The following is a 14,649-nucleotide window of genomic DNA, read 5'->3' as shown; positions in this document are numbered from 1 at the left end:
TGGGGGCGGACCGGAGGACGCAGCGAGGGAGTCGGGCGTGAAGGTGTCGTTACGCGGGTTGTTCGTCGTGCTGGTAGGGATGTCCGCCGCACTGTTGCCGGCCGTGCCGGCCCTGGCCGCCCCCGCGGCACCGCCGGTCTGTGCGGACCCGGGCGTCGCGCTGACCGTCGAGGAGCAGCGACTGAGCCAACCCCAACCGGGGGAGATCCTGGCCCGCAGCGGTTTCGACCGCTTCGCGGCGGCGTTCACGCCCGCCCTGTGCGCCCTGCCGAACCGGGCCGTGGCGGAGGTCGCGGTCGCCGCGCAGGGCCGGGTGCTGTGGGAGGCGGCGGTGGCCCGCGCCCGCGGCGCGCTCCCACCGGGAACGCTGCCGGTCACCGACGACCGGCCGCTGTACTGGGCGCGGCTCCAGCTGACCAGGGCCCTGCGCCAGTGGACCCCCTCGTTTGGGCTGAGCGCGGTCGAGCGGACGCGGCTGCTCGCCGTGCTGGAGCGGTCCTCCCGCGGACAGGACTCGATCCGCTACCCCTCCGGGGTGCGCCGTGTCCTGGTCAGCGGCTTCGACCCGTTCCAGCTCGACGCCGACATCCGCCGCAGCAACCCGTCCGGCGCGTCGGCGCTCGCTCTGGACGGCGCGCTGGTCCAGACCGCGGCCGGGCCGGCGCGGATCGAGACCGCGATGTTCCCCGTCCTGTGGGACCCGTTCGCGCAGGGCGTCGTCGAGCGCACGTTTTTGCCCTGGCTGGACCGGGTGGACGCGTTCACCACGGTCAGCCAGGGGCGGGTCGGCCGGTTCGATGTCGAACGCCACAACGGCCGCTGGCGCGGCGGATTCCCGGACAACGAGCTCGTCTCGAGCACCGGCGTCATCCCGATCCCGCCGAGCGTGCCCACCGTGACCCCGCCGCCCGAGTTCGTGCCGACCACGCTGCCCTACCAGGAGATCGTGGCCACCCCGACGGGTCCGTTCCCGGTGTTCGACAACACCTCGGTCGTGGAGATCCCGGCCGGCCAGACCGAACCGGTGACCCGTCCCGCCGGTCCCACGCCGGGGTCCACCGCCCGGGCCGGCGGCGGCGGGAACTACCTGTCCAACGAGATCGCCTACCGTACGACGCTGCTGCGCGACGCGCTGGGCCTGGACATCCCGGGCGGTCACCTGCACACTCCGGTGCTGCAGTTCGCCGAGGGAAACACAACCGAGCTGACCGATCCGGTGTTCGAGGCCAACCAGCGCGCGATCGTCGACCAGGTCCGTTCGGTGCTCGTCGTGGTGGCCGGCACGACGACCTGAGGGTGCCCGCCTAACCTGTCCGGGTGGAACGAGTCGGACCTCCGTTGACGGCGGGGGAGCGGGAGACGCTGCGGGCGTTCCTCGACTTCCACCGCGCCACGCTGGCCATGAAGTGCGCCGGGCTCTCCGACGAGGACCTGCGCCGGCGGTCGATGCCGCCGTCGACGCTGAGCCTGCTCGGGCTGGTCCGGCACCTGGCCGAGGTGGAGCGCACCTGGTTCCGCCGGGTCATCGCCGGCGAGGACCTCCCGCTGGTGTGGTCGGCGGACGGGGACTACCAGGTGGCCTACGAGGCCGCGGACGCGAGCCGCGCGGAGGCGTTCGCCGCCTGGGAGGCGGAGGTCGAGCACGCGCGCCGGATCGAGCGCGAGGCCGAGTCGCTCGACGTGACCGGCCACCACGCCAGGTCCGGCGAGGAGGTGTCGCTGCGGCTGGTGATGCTGCACCTCATCCACGAGTACGCCCGGCACAACGGCCACGCCGACCTCCTCCGCGAGGGGATCGACGGAGTGGTCGGCGTCTAGGGTGGGCCGAGGTGCGTCGGCCGGCCGGCCAGGAGGGTCGCGGTGACCGGGACCTCCCGGAGCTCGTCCGGGGGCAGGTCGCGCAGGTCCCGGCCGACCAGCACGAGGTCGGCCGGGTCGCCGACCTCGACCGTGGTGGTGCCGCCGGTGCTCGCGGCCAGGGCGTCGGCCAGCGACAGGGCCTGTTCGGGGTGCCACGGCGGGCGGTCGTCGTCGGTTCGGGTGACGGCGGAGGCGACGGCGTCCCACGGGTCCAAAGGGGACACCGGTGCGTCGGAGCCGAACTCGAGGCGGGCGCCGGCGGCCAGCAGCGCGGCATAGGCGAACGCGTGGGGGGTGCGGCCGGCCCAGTGACGGTCGGCGACGTCGCGGTCGTCGGGGGCGTGTGCGGGTTGGACTCCGGCGACCACCCCGAGCCGGGCGAAGCGGGGGATGTCGGCCGGGTCCAGCAGCTGCGCGTGCTCGATCCGCCCGCCGGTCCCGAGCGCGGCGAACGCGTCGAGCGCGACGGTGTTGGCGCGGTCGCCGATCGCGTGCAGGGCGAGGCCGATGCCGTTCTCGCTGGCCCGGTGGACCAGCGGCAGCAGGTCTTCCAGTGGCAGCAGCAGCTCGCCGTGGTAGCCGTCGGCGCCGGGGTAGTGGTCGCGGCAGTAGGCCGTGCGCGTGTTGAGTGAGCCGTCCACGAACAGCTTCAGCGGGCCGACGGTCAGCAGCCCGTCCGAGCCGGCGACGACCTGCCCGGTGCGCCGACCGAGCGCGATCGTCTCCTCCAGCATGAACTTCGCGACCACGCACCGGATCCGCGTCGCCGGCGGCCGGACCGAGAAGCGCCTCGTCCAGTCCGCGACCGTGTCCGAGTACTCGTAGTCGGCGATCGTGGTGACGCCGCGGGCGGCCGCGGCCTCGGCCGCCTCGAGCACCCACCGGTCGGACACCTCGAGCGCTGGAGCGGGCAGCGCCGCGGCCAGCGCCATGCACTCGTCCTCGATGAACACGCCGGTCGGGTGGTCCAGCCCGACCAGGCGCAGCGCGGCCGAACTGAGCCACAGCGAGTGCAGGTCGTTGCTGAACAACGCGACCGGCCGGCCGGGCAGGGCGCGGTCCAGCAAAGTCTTGTGTGGACGGTCAGGCCAGAGGCCGGCGTGCAGGTTTCCGCCTTGGACCAGGTCGTCGCCGGGCGGCGCGGCGGCCGCCACCATCGCCGCCGCGTCCGCCGCGGACCCGGCGCCGGCCAACGAGATCCGTCGCCGCGTGGCGGCCCACTGGAGCATGTGGACGTGCGCGTCGACGAGACCGGGCAGCAGCGTCCCACCCCGGCCGTCGATGTCGCCGGTCCTGCCGACCGGCTCGATGGCCGCGACGCGGCCGTCCTCGACCCGGACGGTGGCGCGTCGGCCGGTCAGACCGAGCGTGACGTCGTGCAGCACGAGAGCCATGTGCCCATCATGCCGCCGTTCAGCCGGGAAGCTTGACCACCGTGACGAAGAAGTCGTCGATCTGGCGAATGACCTCGATGAACCGCTCGAAGTCCACCGGCTTGCTGACGTAGGCGTTGGCGTGCAGCGAGTAGCTGCGCACGATGTCCTCCTCCGCCTCGGAGGTGGTCAGCACCACGACCGGGATCAGCCGCAGCTCCGCGTCGTCCTTCAGCTCGGCGAGCACCTCCCGGCCGTCCCGGCGGGGCAGGTTGAGGTCGAGCAGGATCAGGCCCGGGCGCGGTGCGTCGGCGTACTCGCCCTCGCGCCGCAGGAACTGCAGAGCCTGCTCACCGTCGTTCACCACGTGCAAGTGGTTGCGGATCTTGTGGTGCTCGAAGGCCTCTTTCGTCATCAGCACGTCGCCGTCGTCGTCCTCGACGAGCAGCACGTCGATCACGTCGAGCGGTGTGGGCTCAGCCATCGGTGGTGTCCTCTTCCTTGGGCGGCTTGGTGTTCTCGGCGGCCCTGGCGCCCTCGCCAGCGCTCACCTCCTCGTCGGCCGACTCGTCAGGCGACTCGTCGGGCACCGGCTCGGGATCGGGCAGTGCCGGAAGGGTGAAGCAGAACCGCGAGCCCTTCCGCACGCTGGTGTCGAGCCAGATCGTGCCCCCGTGATACTCGACAATCTTGCGGCACATCGCCAGTCCGATGCCCGTACCGGGGTAGTCGGCCTTGTTGTGCAGGCGCTGGAAGATGACGAAGATGCGCTCGGCGTACTCGGCGTCGATGCCGATCCCGTTGTCCGCGACGGCGAACTCCCAGAACTCGCCCTCGCGGTTGGCGCTCACCGTGACGTGCGGCGGGTCCTCGCCGCGGAACTTGAGCGCGTTGCTGATCAGGTTCTGGAAGACCGTCGTGAGCAGCGGCACCTCGGCCCTGACCTCGGGCAGCTCGCCGGCCTCGATGGTGGCCTCGCTCTGCTCGATGGCCGTGGCCACGTTGGCGATGGCCTGGTCGACGACCGCGTTGCACGACACGACCACCGGTTCCCGCACCATTCGGCCGACCCGGCTGAACGCGAGCAGGTCGTTGATCAGGATCTGCATCCGCTTGGCGCCGTCCACGGCGAAGCCGATGTACTGGTCGGCCCGCTCGTCGAGCTTGCCGGCGTAGCGCCGTTCGAGCAGCTGGCAGAAGCTCGCCACCTTGCGCAGCGGCTCCTGCAGGTCGTGGGAGGCCACGTAGGCGAACTGCTCGAGCTCCTGGTTCGACCGCTCCAGGTCCTGGGTACGGGCGTCCAGCACGGCGTGCGCGTCCTGCAACGCCGCCAGCTCCTGGACGATCCGCTCGCGCATCCGGTTGACGTCCGCGCCCAGCTCGCGGACCTCCTTGGGGCCGCTCTGCTCGACCACGTGGTGAATGTCGCCGCCGGCGACCACGCGGACCTCCTCGGCCAGCCGGGACACCGGGCGAAGCGCCGCGTACCGCAGCGTGATGCCGAGCGTGACGACGATCAGCACGAAGCCGACCGCGATCAGGATGCAGACGACGTTCAGGGTCGCGGCGGAGGACTCCAGGGCGTCGGCGGCCACCTCCCGTTCCCGGATGAGGCTGTCCTGCAGCCGGTTGAGCGCGGCCCGCACGGTGTCGAAGATGACCTGGCCCTGGTTGGTGTCCGAGGCCACCGGTCGCCCGGTGGTGTCGACCTCCTCGACGGTGGGGTCGGCGTACTCCGAGCGCCACCGGGCGGCCCGCTCGGTGACCTGGCCGAGTGCCGTCTCGGCCGCTGGCAGGTCGGTGACCAGGCCCTCGAGCTGCCCCACGGCGTCCCGCTGCGACTGCTGTCCGCCGATGAACGGCCGCAGCAGGCTCTCGTGGGCGCCCAGGGCGTACCCGCGCACCCCGGTCTCCTGGTCGACCAGCGCCGCCTCGAGCCGCAGCGACTGCAGCAGTGCCGGGTCGATCCGCCGCACCACCCGCTCCCGGGACTCGGCGAGCGTGGTCAGCGCGATCCCGCCGACCAGGATCGCGGCCACGGAGAACAGCGCGACGGCGGCCACGCTGACGGTGATGATCCGGCGCAGCGGCCAGCGGGCGGCAGTCCTCACGCCGACTCCCCGGCGGGCCAGCGCAGCGCCACGACCGCCATGTCGTCGTCCAGGTCGCCGCCGTTGAGCTCGCGGACCCGGCTGACCACGTCGTCCAGCAGCGGTTCGCCCACCTGGCCCCGGCCGTGCGCCGTCTCGACCAGCCCGGCCAGCCCCTCGACGTCCAGGCGGCGGCGCTCGGCGCCCATCCGCCCGTCGATCAGCCCGTCGGTGTACATCAGCAGCGACCACCGGTCGCCGAGCTCGATCTCGACGCTCGGCCACCGGTCCCGGTCGCCGACCCCGACCGGACTGCGCACCGGGGCGCTGAGCTCCCGCACACCCTCCGGCGTGAGCAGCAGCGGCGGCGGGTGCCCGACGAGGAACAGCCGCCCGGCGGTGCGGGACGGGTCGATGGAGATCATGCAGAGGGTGGTGAACAGGTGCCGCTTGAACCGCTCGTGCCGGAAGACCTGGTCGACGACGGTCAGCACCTCGGTCGCCGGCCGGTCGGCGAGCACCATCGTGCGCCAGGCGACCCGCATCGACACGCCGAGCGCGGCCTCGTCCGGGCCGTGCCCGCACACGTCGCCGACCACCGCGTGCACCCATCCGTCCGCGGTCTCGACCACGTCGTAGAAGTCACCGCCGAGCAGCAGCCGCTGCCCGCCGGGGGAGTAGCGGGCCGCCACGTCCAGCCCGCCGTCGGAGACCAGCGGCGAGGGCAGCAGTCCACGCTCCAGTCGGCCGTTCTCCTCGGCGTAGATCTGCGCCTCGCGCAGCTGGCGCTGGAGCTCCTCGGACCGCTCGCGTTCGACCGCGTAGCGGATCACCCTGGCCAGGCCCTGCCCGTCCACCTGTCCCTTGACCAGGTAGTCCTGGGCGCCGACGCGGACCGCCTCCTCGCCGAGGTGCTCGTCGGCGAGGCCGGTGAGCACGACAACGGCGATCCGGGGGACGTTCCGCTGCAACCAGCGCAGCCCGTTGAGCTCGTGGGTGTCCGGCAGGCCGAGGTCGAGCAGTACGCAGGCGGCGCCGGCCAGCTCCTCCTTGGCCTCGGCCATCGAGCGGGCCCGCCGCAGCTCGACGGCCGCGCCACCGTCCAGCAGCAGCTCCTCGACCAGGAGCGCGTCCCCGTCGTCGTCCTCGATCAGCAACACCCGGGTCTGACCGGTTCTCTCCGCGGCCTGCGTCCCGTCCCACGCGACGTCCCCGGTCACCATCGGCACCTGCCGTTCCCTCATCTCCCGGGTGCCGACCTCCATCTGGTCGATACGGGTTCGCTCATCCTAGTCACTGCGCCATGGCCGTGTCGGGCGGTGGCGCTAGCCCATTTGAGCTGCGAAAACACCCCTTCGGGTGGACGAGTCGGCCCGGTCAGTAGTAGCCCGTGCCGCCGTCGAGGAGCTCGCGGACGGCGTCCGCGTGGCCGGCGTGCCGGGCGGTCTCCTCGATCATGTGCAGGACCATCCAGCGCAGCGACGCGCTGCCCGCGCCGTAGTCGGGGTTCTGCCCGCGCTCGTCGAGCGAGTGCTCGGCGAGGATCTGGTTCGAGCGGTCGCACTGGCGCTGGTAGTCCTCGAGCAGGGTGGCCAGGGCGACGTCCCCGACCGCCCAGTCGGCGTCCTCGGTTTCGGAGAACTGCGGGTTGGTCTCGGCGCCGGTGTTGCCGAACAGGACCTCGAACCAGCAGTGCTCGGTCCAGCGCAGGTGCGAGACCAGGCCGGCGAGGGTCATCAGCGGCGACTTCGGCAGCACCGCGCGGTGCGCGTCGGCCTCGCTGACGCCCTCGCACTTCCAGTGGATGATCGCGCGTTGCAGGTCGAACCAGCCCACCAGCTGGCTGCGCTCGTCGGCGGTGAAGTCCGGACGTACTCGGGGAGGTGTCATGGCCGGGGGACGCTACGGGGCCGCCGGGTCCGGCCGCACCCCATTTCGCCCGACGCTCAGACGACGTCGAGTACGGCCTTGCCGGCGACCCGACGACCGCGCAACGCCCGTGCGGCCTCTCCGAACCGCTCCAGCGCGCCGCGCCAGCCGATCTCCACGGGCAGGGCACCGGAGCCGACCATGCGCACGAGGTCGCGCAGGTCCCCGGCGACGGGGCCGGAGTTGATGAACGAGACCAGCGACCGGTGCGGCCCGACCGTCGAGTAGGGGGGCAGGACCGCCGCCTCCCCGGAGGCGCAGCCGATGCTCACCAGGGTGCCGCCGGGTGCGAGCGCCTGCCACCCGGCCACCAGCCACGGCCCGCCGACGTTGTCCAGGACCAGGTCCACCCGCTCCTCGGGTCCGTCCGGCCCGACCAGGACCTCGTCCGCCCCGACCATGTCCAGTCCCTCGGCGCGGGCCGGGGAGCCGACCGAGGCGACCACGTACGCACCACCGACCGAGGCGAGCCGGACAGCGAAGCGGCCGACTCCGCCGGACGCGCCGGTGACCAGGACCCGGCGGCCGAGCAGCGAGCCACCCAGCCGTAGCGCCCGCAACGCCGCGACGCCCGCCACGGGGAGGGCAGCGGCCTGGGCCAGGTCGACCGACGGCGGCACCTCGGCCACCATGTTCGCGCCGACGGCGACCCGCTCGGCGAACGCGCCGGCGGCCAGCGCGACAACCCGCGTGCCGGGCTCCAGCCCGGACTCTCCCGGCGTCACGACCACGCCCGCGACGTCGGAGCCCAGCACCGCTCCCGGCGGTACGCGGCCGGACCGCGCGTCGTTGAGATCCCCGTGGTTGAGCGACGCGTGCCGCACCGCGACGACCAGCTCCCCCGGCGCGGCCACGGGTTCGTCCACCTCCGCGAGGCGGACGGCCTCCTCCGCGCGCGGGTCCACGACCAGCGCGAACATAAAACCCCCTTGAACAGACCGGAAACGATCCTCTCACGGTGTGCGCCAGGGGGTGACGAAGGCGGTCGGTGGGGTGGTTCTGTGGGGTGCACCCGTTCTCGCGCAAGGGGGTTCTCGATGGCAGACCAGCAGTGGTACCCGGCGGGAACGCGGCCGCGGATCCTCGTCAACTGGAGCTCGTTCGTCGCGGAGGGGATCCCGAACGACTGGCAGGGCCCGTTCACCGAGGCGGTGGTGAACGCCTACACGCGCTGGCAGCACCTGGCCGGGGTGGACCTGCGGTTCCAGTTCTTCGGCTACACCACCAACACCGAGTCCGCCGACGGCGAGCTGGTGATCTCGATGAACCGCCTGCACCATCCCAACGAGTCGCGACTGGCGTCCACCTTCGGCCAGTACAACCGGCTCATCATCGTGTTCCACCGCCGCAACGGCGACGGCACGCCGTGGAACTTCGTGCCCCGCAACGCGGTCAGCGGCGAGATCGAGATGCAGGGCGTGCTCACCCACGAGCTCGGTCACTGCCTCGGGCTCGACCACGGCAGCGACCCCGACGCGACGATGTTTCCCGCCTACGGCTACCACAGCTGCCGGTTCGGCCCGTTCGCCGACGACGTCAACCGGGTGCGCGCGGTGTATCCCGCGTTCACCCGCAACCGACTGCGGCAGCTGCGGTCCGGGGACGGCGGCAGCTCCTGGGGCGAGGTGCCCAACGAGCTGACCGCGCACGGCCACGTGCACACGCGGACCAACGTCGGCCCCGGCGTGGTCGCGCTGCCCCGATCCGGCCTGTACGCGGTGGGCTGGAGCCACACCGACGGCGTGCCGACCTGGATCCGCACCGACGGCGACCGGTTCGTCTTCCGCGGCTGGGTCTACTACGGCGGCGAGCGGTCGGTCCACGGCCCGGCGTACGCGGCCGACGACGACCGGACCACACTGTGGGCCTGGGTGTCCGGCGACGACGAGGGGACGCTGCGGCTGGTCGCCTCGCGCAGCCAGGCACGCGGCTGGTACTGGGTGGGCACCCCGCCCGGTGCGCGCACCGCGGGTACTCCCGCGCTGTGCTGGACCCGTGTCGACGGCCGGTCGGTGTGGGTGTTGGTGTGGGCCAACTTCGACCGCGCTAACCAGGACGCGACCGGTCTGGTGCTCACCAGCGTCTCCACCGACGACGGGTGGACCTGGAGCGCCCCGACGGTGCTGGATTCCAGGTTCCGCGCGCTGTCCGGGGTCGCGGTCGCCGCGACGCCGGACAACCGGATCGAGATCGCGCTCGCCTGGGCGCCGGACCACGACGCGAACCACGCCGACATCAACACGATCCGGACGTTCGCCTGCGCCGTGGAGGGCACCGAGGTCCGGGTGCGCGACGTGCTGCGGCTCGGCGAACGCACCCGCGTCCAGCCGGCACTGGCCTACGAGTCCTCGACCGACCGGTTCGTCATGGCCTGGCGTGAACAGAACTTCGCCACCTCGCTGAACATCGCGCACCGGCCGGCGGCGGGCGGCGACTGGTCCCCGCTGGTCCGGCCGGGGCAGAGCACGCACACGGCACCGGCCCTGGCCGCCTCCCCGGAGTACGGTGAGGTCGCGCTGTGGTACGGCCAGGAGTAGGAGGCCGGGATGACCACGTACTACAAGGAAGTGCCGACCCTGGAGATGCGGGTCGCGGCCGCGCCGCTGGTGGTGACCGGAACGGTCGGCCGCCCGGTCGCGACGACCGTCGAGCACTACGACGGCGAGGCCTTCGTGCGTACCACCTACGAGGTAATGGTGACCGACGTGCTCAAGGGGTCGGGGGTGCCCGGGACGATCCTGGTCGAGGTGACCGGGGGAGAGGCGGGCCGGTACGCCACCCCGCAGGCGGCACCGCTGCGGGAGGGCGTCTCGCTCGCGCTGGTGCTCGGCGCGCGGTCGGGCCAGGAGGCCTACGTGCCCTACTTCGGCAGCGCCTACCCCCTGGAGGACGACGGCACGATCCTGCTCGGCCCCGAGGCTCCGGCGACACTCGCCAGCGAACGCCTGCGCATCGAGGGCCAGCGCATCCGCCTGGACGACCTGCGTGGCCTGGTCGGCAGGGTGACGGCGGCCCGCGCCGCGGCGGCCGAGGCGGCGGCGAGCGCGGGCTCGGGGGAGGCCGACCGCCGGCCGCCGCCGGTCACCGAGATGCCGCTCGGCGTCGAGGGCGGCGGGCAGCCCGGAGCCCCGGAGACGCTCGACCGCGAGCGCTGAGGCCACAGCGTGGTCATCCCGCCGGTACCGGGATGCGGTCGGCTCTCGACTTCTGGAGCCGTTCACACACCGCTTTCGCGTAACCGGCGTCTCCGGCCGCGGCCACGATCGGGTGGCATCTTCGCGCGGGGGTTAGCTGGATGGTGAACGGGTAGTCGGGGACTTGCACCTGGTACCGCAGCGCGAGCGAGGCAGGAGGAGGTGCGGCCGCAGGGCCGGTGGCCGGCTTGCCGGAGCTTCGGTCCGGACGTGGCACAGCCGGCGGCACCGGGCACGGTGCGCCGCCTCAGCGGCGTGGACGACTCGGCGAGGTCGCGGCGGTGGTGCCGGTCGTCGGAGCACGGGAGCCGGTACCCGGGGCCGGGCTCCTGACGAGCCGGCGGAAGGGCACCTGGGGACCAGGGTTGCGGCCGATGCGATGGACCTGACGGCGCTGGGGGGTGGCCGTCGCCGACCGCGGCGGGCGGCGCCGACGGCGGCTCGTCGCACTCACCGGCGCGATCGTCGGGATCACGGTGCTGCACCTGGTGACCGCCGTGTGGGCCACCCGAGCGAAATACCTCGAATCCGTGCCAGCGGCGCGGACGTACGCAAAGGAGAATCATGGACCTGACAGCAACGACGACGATTCGCAGACCCGCGCCGGAGGTGTACGCGTTCTGGCGCGTCCTGGAGAACCTTCCGACGTTCATGGCGCACCTCGAGCAGGTCCGCGCCACCGGCGAGAAAACGAGCCACTGGTCGGCCAGCGCCCCGTTCGGCACGGACGTCGAGTGGGACGCGGAGATCATCCACGAGACGCCCGGCGAGCGGATCGAGTGGCGGTCGACCGGGGAGGCGGCCGTGCCGAACGCCGGTGCGGTCCGGTTCGTGCCGGCCCCGGACGGTGTGAGCACCGAGGTGCACGTCGTCCTGGTGTACGACATCCCGGGCGGTGCGGTCGGCAAGGCCGTCGCCAAGTACTTCGGCGAGGAACCGCACCAGCAGCTCGACGACGATCTGCGCCGGCTCAAGCAGGTGCTGGAGACCGGCGAGGTGGTCCGGTCCGACGGTGCCCCGTGGGGCAAGCGGGCGCGCAAGGAGTTCCCGCAGCGCCCCGCGCAGCCGCTGTCGGACGTCGAGCTCGAGAAGGGAGCGGACGCATGAGGGCGAACACCTGGGCGGGCCGCAACAAGGTCGAGGTCCGCGACGTCCCGGATCCGAAGATCCTGAACGGGCGCGACGTCATCGTCCGGATCACCTCCACCGCGATCTGCGGCTCGGACCTGCACCTGGTCGACGGTTACGTGCCCACCATGCAGGACGGCGACGTCCTGGGCCACGAGTTCATGGGCGAGGTGGTCGAGGTCGGCCCGGACGTCGCCCCGGACTGGCTGCACGTCGGGGACCGCGTCGTCGTGCCGTTCCCGATCAGCTGCGGCGCGTGCGCCGCCTGTTCCGCCGAGCTGTACTCCTGCTGTGAGAACTCCAACCCCAACGCCGGGATCGCGGAGAAGATGTTCGGCCACCCGCTCGCCGGGATCTTCGGCTACTCCCACCTGACCGGCGGCTTCGCGGGCGGTCAGGCGCAGTACGCGCGGGTGCCGTTCGCCGACGTCGGCCCGTTGAAGATCGAGTCCGACCTGACCGACGAGCAGGTGCTGTTCCTGTCCGACATCCTGCCCACCGGCTACATGGGTGCCGAGATGTGCGACATCCAGCCCAGCGACGTGGTGGCCGTCTGGGGAGCCGGCCCGGTCGGCCAGTTCGCCATGGACAGCGCCCGGGTGCTCGGCGCCGCGCGGGTCATCGCGATCGACAAGGAGCCCTACCGGCTGCAGATGGCCGAACAGGCCGGCCACATCCCGGTGAACTTCGACGAGGTCGACGTGCGGTCGCGGCTGCTGGAACTCACCGGCGGACGCGGACCGGACAAGTGCATCGACGCGGTCGGCCTGGAAGCCACCCACGGCAGCGCGCACGTCGCCGCGTACGACCGGATCAAGCAGGCCGTGCGGTCGGAGACCGAACGCCCGCACGCCCTGCGCCAGGCGATCATGTCGTGCCGCAGCGGCGGCGTGGTCTCGGTGGTCGGCGTGTACGGCGGTCTGCTGGACAAGTTCCCCGCCGGCGCCTGGATGAACCGGTCCCTGACCCTGCGGACCGGGCAGTGCCACGTCCAGCGCTACATGAAACCGCTGCTGGAGCGCATCGAGCGCGGAGAGATCGATCCGACCCGGATCATCACCCACACCCTGCCGCTCGACGAGGCGCCACACGGCTACGAGATCTTCAAGAACAAGCAGGAGAACTGCGAGAAAGTCGTCCTCAAACCCTGACGGGCAGCCGACCGGCGGACGCCGACGAGCGAGGTGAACCACATGAACGCACCACGCGAGATGGCCGTCGGGTTGGTGGCCGACGAAGGGCTGCCGGAGCAGGTGATCAAGACGATCGCCGCCGAGCTACCCGGCACGTTCACCTCCCAGGTGAGCGGGCAGACGCAGTGGCGGGTGGAGCACGAGGTGAACCAGCTGCCGCTGGACGAGGACGGCGACATCCCGATGCGCATGCTGTCGCAGCAACACCGGCAGGACCGGGGCTGGGACCTGCTGGTCCTGGTCACCGACCTGCCCAGGCGCGCGGGAACGAACCCCGTCGCCACCAGCGTCGACGTCGACAACGGTGTCGCGATGATCTCGCTGCCCGCGCTCGGTGCCGTCCTGGTACGGCGCCGAACGCGGGCGTTGCTGGTGCGCGTGATGCGGCAACTGGTGTCGCGCCGGCTCGGGATCGACGGTGATCACGACGGAGAGGGGGCGGCGGCATGGTTGCGTGAGGCGCTGGCCCCCACACAGCGGCTGCCCGACGACCGCGACTCGGCCGCGACGCACGTCGCCCTGGTCGGGCTGCGCGGCCGCCTGCGGCTGCTGGCCGGAATGGTGCGGGACAACCGTCCGTGGCGGCTCGTCCCCCACCTCGCGGGCGCCACGGCGGCCGCGGCCGGAACCGCCGCCTACGGCATCATCACCAGTTCGTTCTGGAACCTCGCGGACGCGCTGCCCCCGCTGCGGCTGGCCGCGATCACGGTGGTCACCATCCTGGTCATGACGGTGTGGTTGACCGTGTACAACCACCTCTGGGACAGGCCTTCCGAGGCGGGCGAGCGACGCAAGGCGCTGCTGTACAACGTCTCCACGGCAACCACACTGGCGATCGGGGTCGCGTGCATGTACGCGATCCTGTTCGTGCTCGCGCTGCTCGCGGCGGCCGTCCTGGTCGACAGCGGCTATTTCGCACAGACGCTGGGTCATCCGGTCGGTGTGGGCTCGTACCTGAACCTGGTCTGGCTGTGCAGCTCGGTCGGCATCGTCGCCGGTGCGCTCGGGTCGAGCCTGGAGGACGAGGAGACCGTCCGCAACGCGACCTACGGCCGCCGCGAGCGGGAGCGCCAGGAACGAAACCAGCGCCGGCGGGAACAACGGAGGTCCGCGGACAGGAACCACGACAGCTGATGGTCGTTCACCGGGCCACGATGGATTCCTACCGCCCACCGCCGCGGCCGCCCTGGCGAGGTTGGGCGGCGTCTACGCCTCCCGCAGGGCGCGGAGCACCTCCGGGAACATGCCGGCCTTGATCGCGGCGAGCGTGCGGGGGTTCTTGGCGGCCAGCGGGCGGACCCGCTCGACGGCCGTCGCCAGGACCTCGGTCTCGGGGACGGCGGCGTCGACCAGGCCGGCGGCAGTGGCGTCGGTGCCGCCGAACCGGCGGCCGGTGGTCATCGCCTCGACGGCGGCGGCCGGGGTCAGCTTGGCCTGGATGAGCGCGGACATGCCCGGCGTGAACGGGATGTCGATGTCCACCTCGGGCAGGCAGAAGTAGCCGCGGTCGGCGCGCATGACGCGGAAGTCGTGGGCGAGCGCCAGCATGGCGCCGGCGGCGAACGCGTGGCCCTGGATCGCCGCGACCGTGGGTGCCGGGAACTCGAGGACCCTGGCCAGCAGCTCCTGCACCCGGCCGACGTAGCTGGTCAGCTGGTCGCCGTTGCGGCCGAGCCATTCCAGGTCCAGCCCGTTGGAGTAGATCTTCCCGGTCGCCGTGGTGACCAGGGCCCGCGGCGTGGTCTGCTCGACCGTGGCCAGCGCCTCCTCCACCTCGGTCAGCCAGTCCGGGTGGAAGCGGTTCTCCCCGTCGCCCAGGTCCAGGACGAACACGTCGGCATCGCGGGTCAGCGTCGGCATCGGAACACTCTCCTGGGTGGCG

At 72.3% G+C, this 14,649-nt stretch carries 14 protein-coding genes; 7 read left to right on the top strand and 7 right to left on the bottom strand.

What is annotated here, in order from left to right:
* Window positions 1-37 precede the first annotated feature (37 nt).
* Entirely contained in the window at window positions 38-1,294 is a 1,257-nt protein-coding gene (locus BU204_RS18980) for a pyroglutamyl peptidase (RefSeq protein ID WP_198942917.1), read from the top strand.
* Between the two features lie 23 nt (window positions 1,295-1,317).
* Window positions 1,318-1,818 carry a DinB family protein gene (locus tag BU204_RS18975; RefSeq protein WP_075127034.1) on the top strand — a complete coding sequence of 167 codons (501 nt, stop codon included), beginning with the start codon at window positions 1,318-1,320 and terminating at the stop codon, window positions 1,816-1,818.
* On the opposite strand, the gene BU204_RS18970 is transcribed toward BU204_RS18975, so the two are convergent.
* From BU204_RS18970 to BU204_RS18945, 6 genes are all read right to left on the bottom strand, one after another.
* Window positions 1,815-3,254 (bottom strand): amidohydrolase, encoded by a 1,440-nt coding sequence (locus BU204_RS18970; RefSeq protein ID WP_075127033.1) that lies wholly within the window; start codon window positions 3,252-3,254, stop codon window positions 1,815-1,817. The genes BU204_RS18975 and BU204_RS18970 overlap by 4 nt on opposite strands.
* A gap of 19 nt (window positions 3,255-3,273) precedes the next feature.
* Window positions 3,274-3,717 carry a response regulator gene (locus BU204_RS18965; protein ID WP_075127032.1) on the bottom strand — a complete coding sequence of 148 codons (444 nt, stop codon included), beginning with the start codon at window positions 3,715-3,717 and terminating at the stop codon, window positions 3,274-3,276.
* On the bottom strand, window positions 3,710-5,344 hold the full coding sequence (locus BU204_RS18960; RefSeq protein ID WP_075127031.1) for a sensor histidine kinase: 1,635 nt from the start codon (window positions 5,342-5,344) through the stop codon (window positions 3,710-3,712). Before BU204_RS18960 ends, BU204_RS18965 begins: the two co-directional genes overlap by 8 nt.
* Window positions 5,341-6,588 carry a PP2C family protein-serine/threonine phosphatase gene (locus tag BU204_RS18955; RefSeq protein WP_233160407.1) on the bottom strand — a complete coding sequence of 416 codons (1,248 nt, stop codon included), beginning with the start codon at window positions 6,586-6,588 and terminating at the stop codon, window positions 5,341-5,343. The genes BU204_RS18960 and BU204_RS18955 overlap by 4 nt, the downstream gene beginning before the upstream one ends.
* Window positions 6,589-6,700: 112 nt before the next feature.
* A complete protein-coding gene (locus BU204_RS18950; RefSeq protein ID WP_075127030.1) occupies window positions 6,701-7,213 on the bottom strand; it encodes a DinB family protein in 513 nt (170 codons plus the stop codon).
* A 56-nt stretch (window positions 7,214-7,269) separates the two neighbouring features.
* Window positions 7,270-8,172 carry a zinc-binding dehydrogenase gene (locus tag BU204_RS18945; protein WP_083661429.1) on the bottom strand — a complete coding sequence of 301 codons (903 nt, stop codon included), beginning with the start codon at window positions 8,170-8,172 and terminating at the stop codon, window positions 7,270-7,272.
* Between the two features lie 117 nt (window positions 8,173-8,289).
* Here BU204_RS18945 and BU204_RS18940 point away from each other — a divergent pair, with 117 nt between their 5' ends.
* The 5 genes from BU204_RS18940 to BU204_RS18920 all read left to right on the top strand — a co-directional run bounded on the left by BU204_RS18940 (window position 8,290) and on the right by BU204_RS18920 (window position 13,901).
* A complete protein-coding gene (locus BU204_RS18940) occupies window positions 8,290-9,789 on the top strand; it encodes a matrixin family metalloprotease (protein WP_075127029.1) in 1,500 nt (499 codons plus the stop codon).
* Between the two features lie 9 nt (window positions 9,790-9,798).
* On the top strand, window positions 9,799-10,407 hold the full coding sequence (locus BU204_RS18935; RefSeq protein WP_075127028.1) for a hypothetical protein: 609 nt from the start codon (window positions 9,799-9,801) through the stop codon (window positions 10,405-10,407).
* A 603-nt stretch (window positions 10,408-11,010) separates the two neighbouring features.
* Window positions 11,011-11,553, top strand: a complete 543-nt coding sequence (locus BU204_RS18930) for an SRPBCC family protein (protein WP_075127027.1) — start codon at window positions 11,011-11,013, stop codon at window positions 11,551-11,553.
* A complete protein-coding gene (locus BU204_RS18925; protein ID WP_075127026.1) occupies window positions 11,550-12,725 on the top strand; it encodes a zinc-dependent alcohol dehydrogenase in 1,176 nt (391 codons plus the stop codon). Before BU204_RS18930 ends, BU204_RS18925 begins: the two co-directional genes overlap by 4 nt.
* A gap of 42 nt (window positions 12,726-12,767) precedes the next feature.
* The gene (locus tag BU204_RS18920) at window positions 12,768-13,901 is read left to right on the top strand and encodes a hypothetical protein (protein ID WP_075127096.1); all 1,134 of its coding nucleotides are present in this window, start codon (window positions 12,768-12,770) and stop codon (window positions 13,899-13,901) included.
* 72 nt (window positions 13,902-13,973) lie between these two features.
* Here BU204_RS18920 and BU204_RS18915 read toward each other — a convergent pair whose 3' ends face one another.
* Window positions 13,974-14,627: an enoyl-CoA hydratase-related protein gene (locus BU204_RS18915; protein ID WP_075127025.1), complete on the bottom strand. Its 654-nt coding sequence runs from the start codon at window positions 14,625-14,627 to the stop codon at window positions 13,974-13,976.
* Window positions 14,628-14,649: the final 22 nt, after the last annotated feature.

The organism is Actinophytocola xanthii (assembly GCF_001921205.1).
Lineage (GTDB): Bacteria > Actinomycetota > Actinomycetes > Mycobacteriales > Pseudonocardiaceae > Actinophytocola > Actinophytocola xanthii.
The sequence above is the reverse complement of the archived record's forward strand: the minus strand, read 5'-3'. Positions and strand labels throughout refer to the sequence as shown.

Excerpts from the sequence above, each read along its gene's own strand:
- BU204_RS18970 (WP_075127033.1), bottom strand. The coding sequence starts at position 3,254 with ATGGCTCTCGTGCTGCACGACGTCACGCTCGGTCTGACCGGCCGACGC.
- BU204_RS18965 (WP_075127032.1), bottom strand. The coding sequence starts at position 3,717 with ATGGCTGAGCCCACACCGCTCGACGTGATCGACGTGCTGCTCGTCGAG.
- BU204_RS18955 (WP_233160407.1), bottom strand. The coding sequence starts at position 6,588 with ATGGAGGTCGGCACCCGGGAGATGAGGGAACGGCAGGTGCCGATGGTG.
- BU204_RS18950 (WP_075127030.1), bottom strand. The coding sequence starts at position 7,213 with ATGACACCTCCCCGAGTACGTCCGGACTTCACCGCCGACGAGCGCAGC.
- BU204_RS18945 (WP_083661429.1), bottom strand. The coding sequence starts at position 8,172 with ATGTTCGCGCTGGTCGTGGACCCGCGCGCGGAGGAGGCCGTCCGCCTC.
- BU204_RS18940 (WP_075127029.1), top strand. The coding sequence starts at position 8,290 with ATGGCAGACCAGCAGTGGTACCCGGCGGGAACGCGGCCGCGGATCCTC.
- BU204_RS18935 (WP_075127028.1), top strand. The coding sequence starts at position 9,799 with ATGACCACGTACTACAAGGAAGTGCCGACCCTGGAGATGCGGGTCGCG.
- BU204_RS18930 (WP_075127027.1), top strand. The coding sequence starts at position 11,011 with ATGGACCTGACAGCAACGACGACGATTCGCAGACCCGCGCCGGAGGTG.
- BU204_RS18925 (WP_075127026.1), top strand. The coding sequence starts at position 11,550 with ATGAGGGCGAACACCTGGGCGGGCCGCAACAAGGTCGAGGTCCGCGAC.
- BU204_RS18920 (WP_075127096.1), top strand. The coding sequence starts at position 12,768 with ATGAACGCACCACGCGAGATGGCCGTCGGGTTGGTGGCCGACGAAGGG.
- BU204_RS18915 (WP_075127025.1), bottom strand. The coding sequence starts at position 14,627 with ATGCCGACGCTGACCCGCGATGCCGACGTGTTCGTCCTGGACCTGGGC.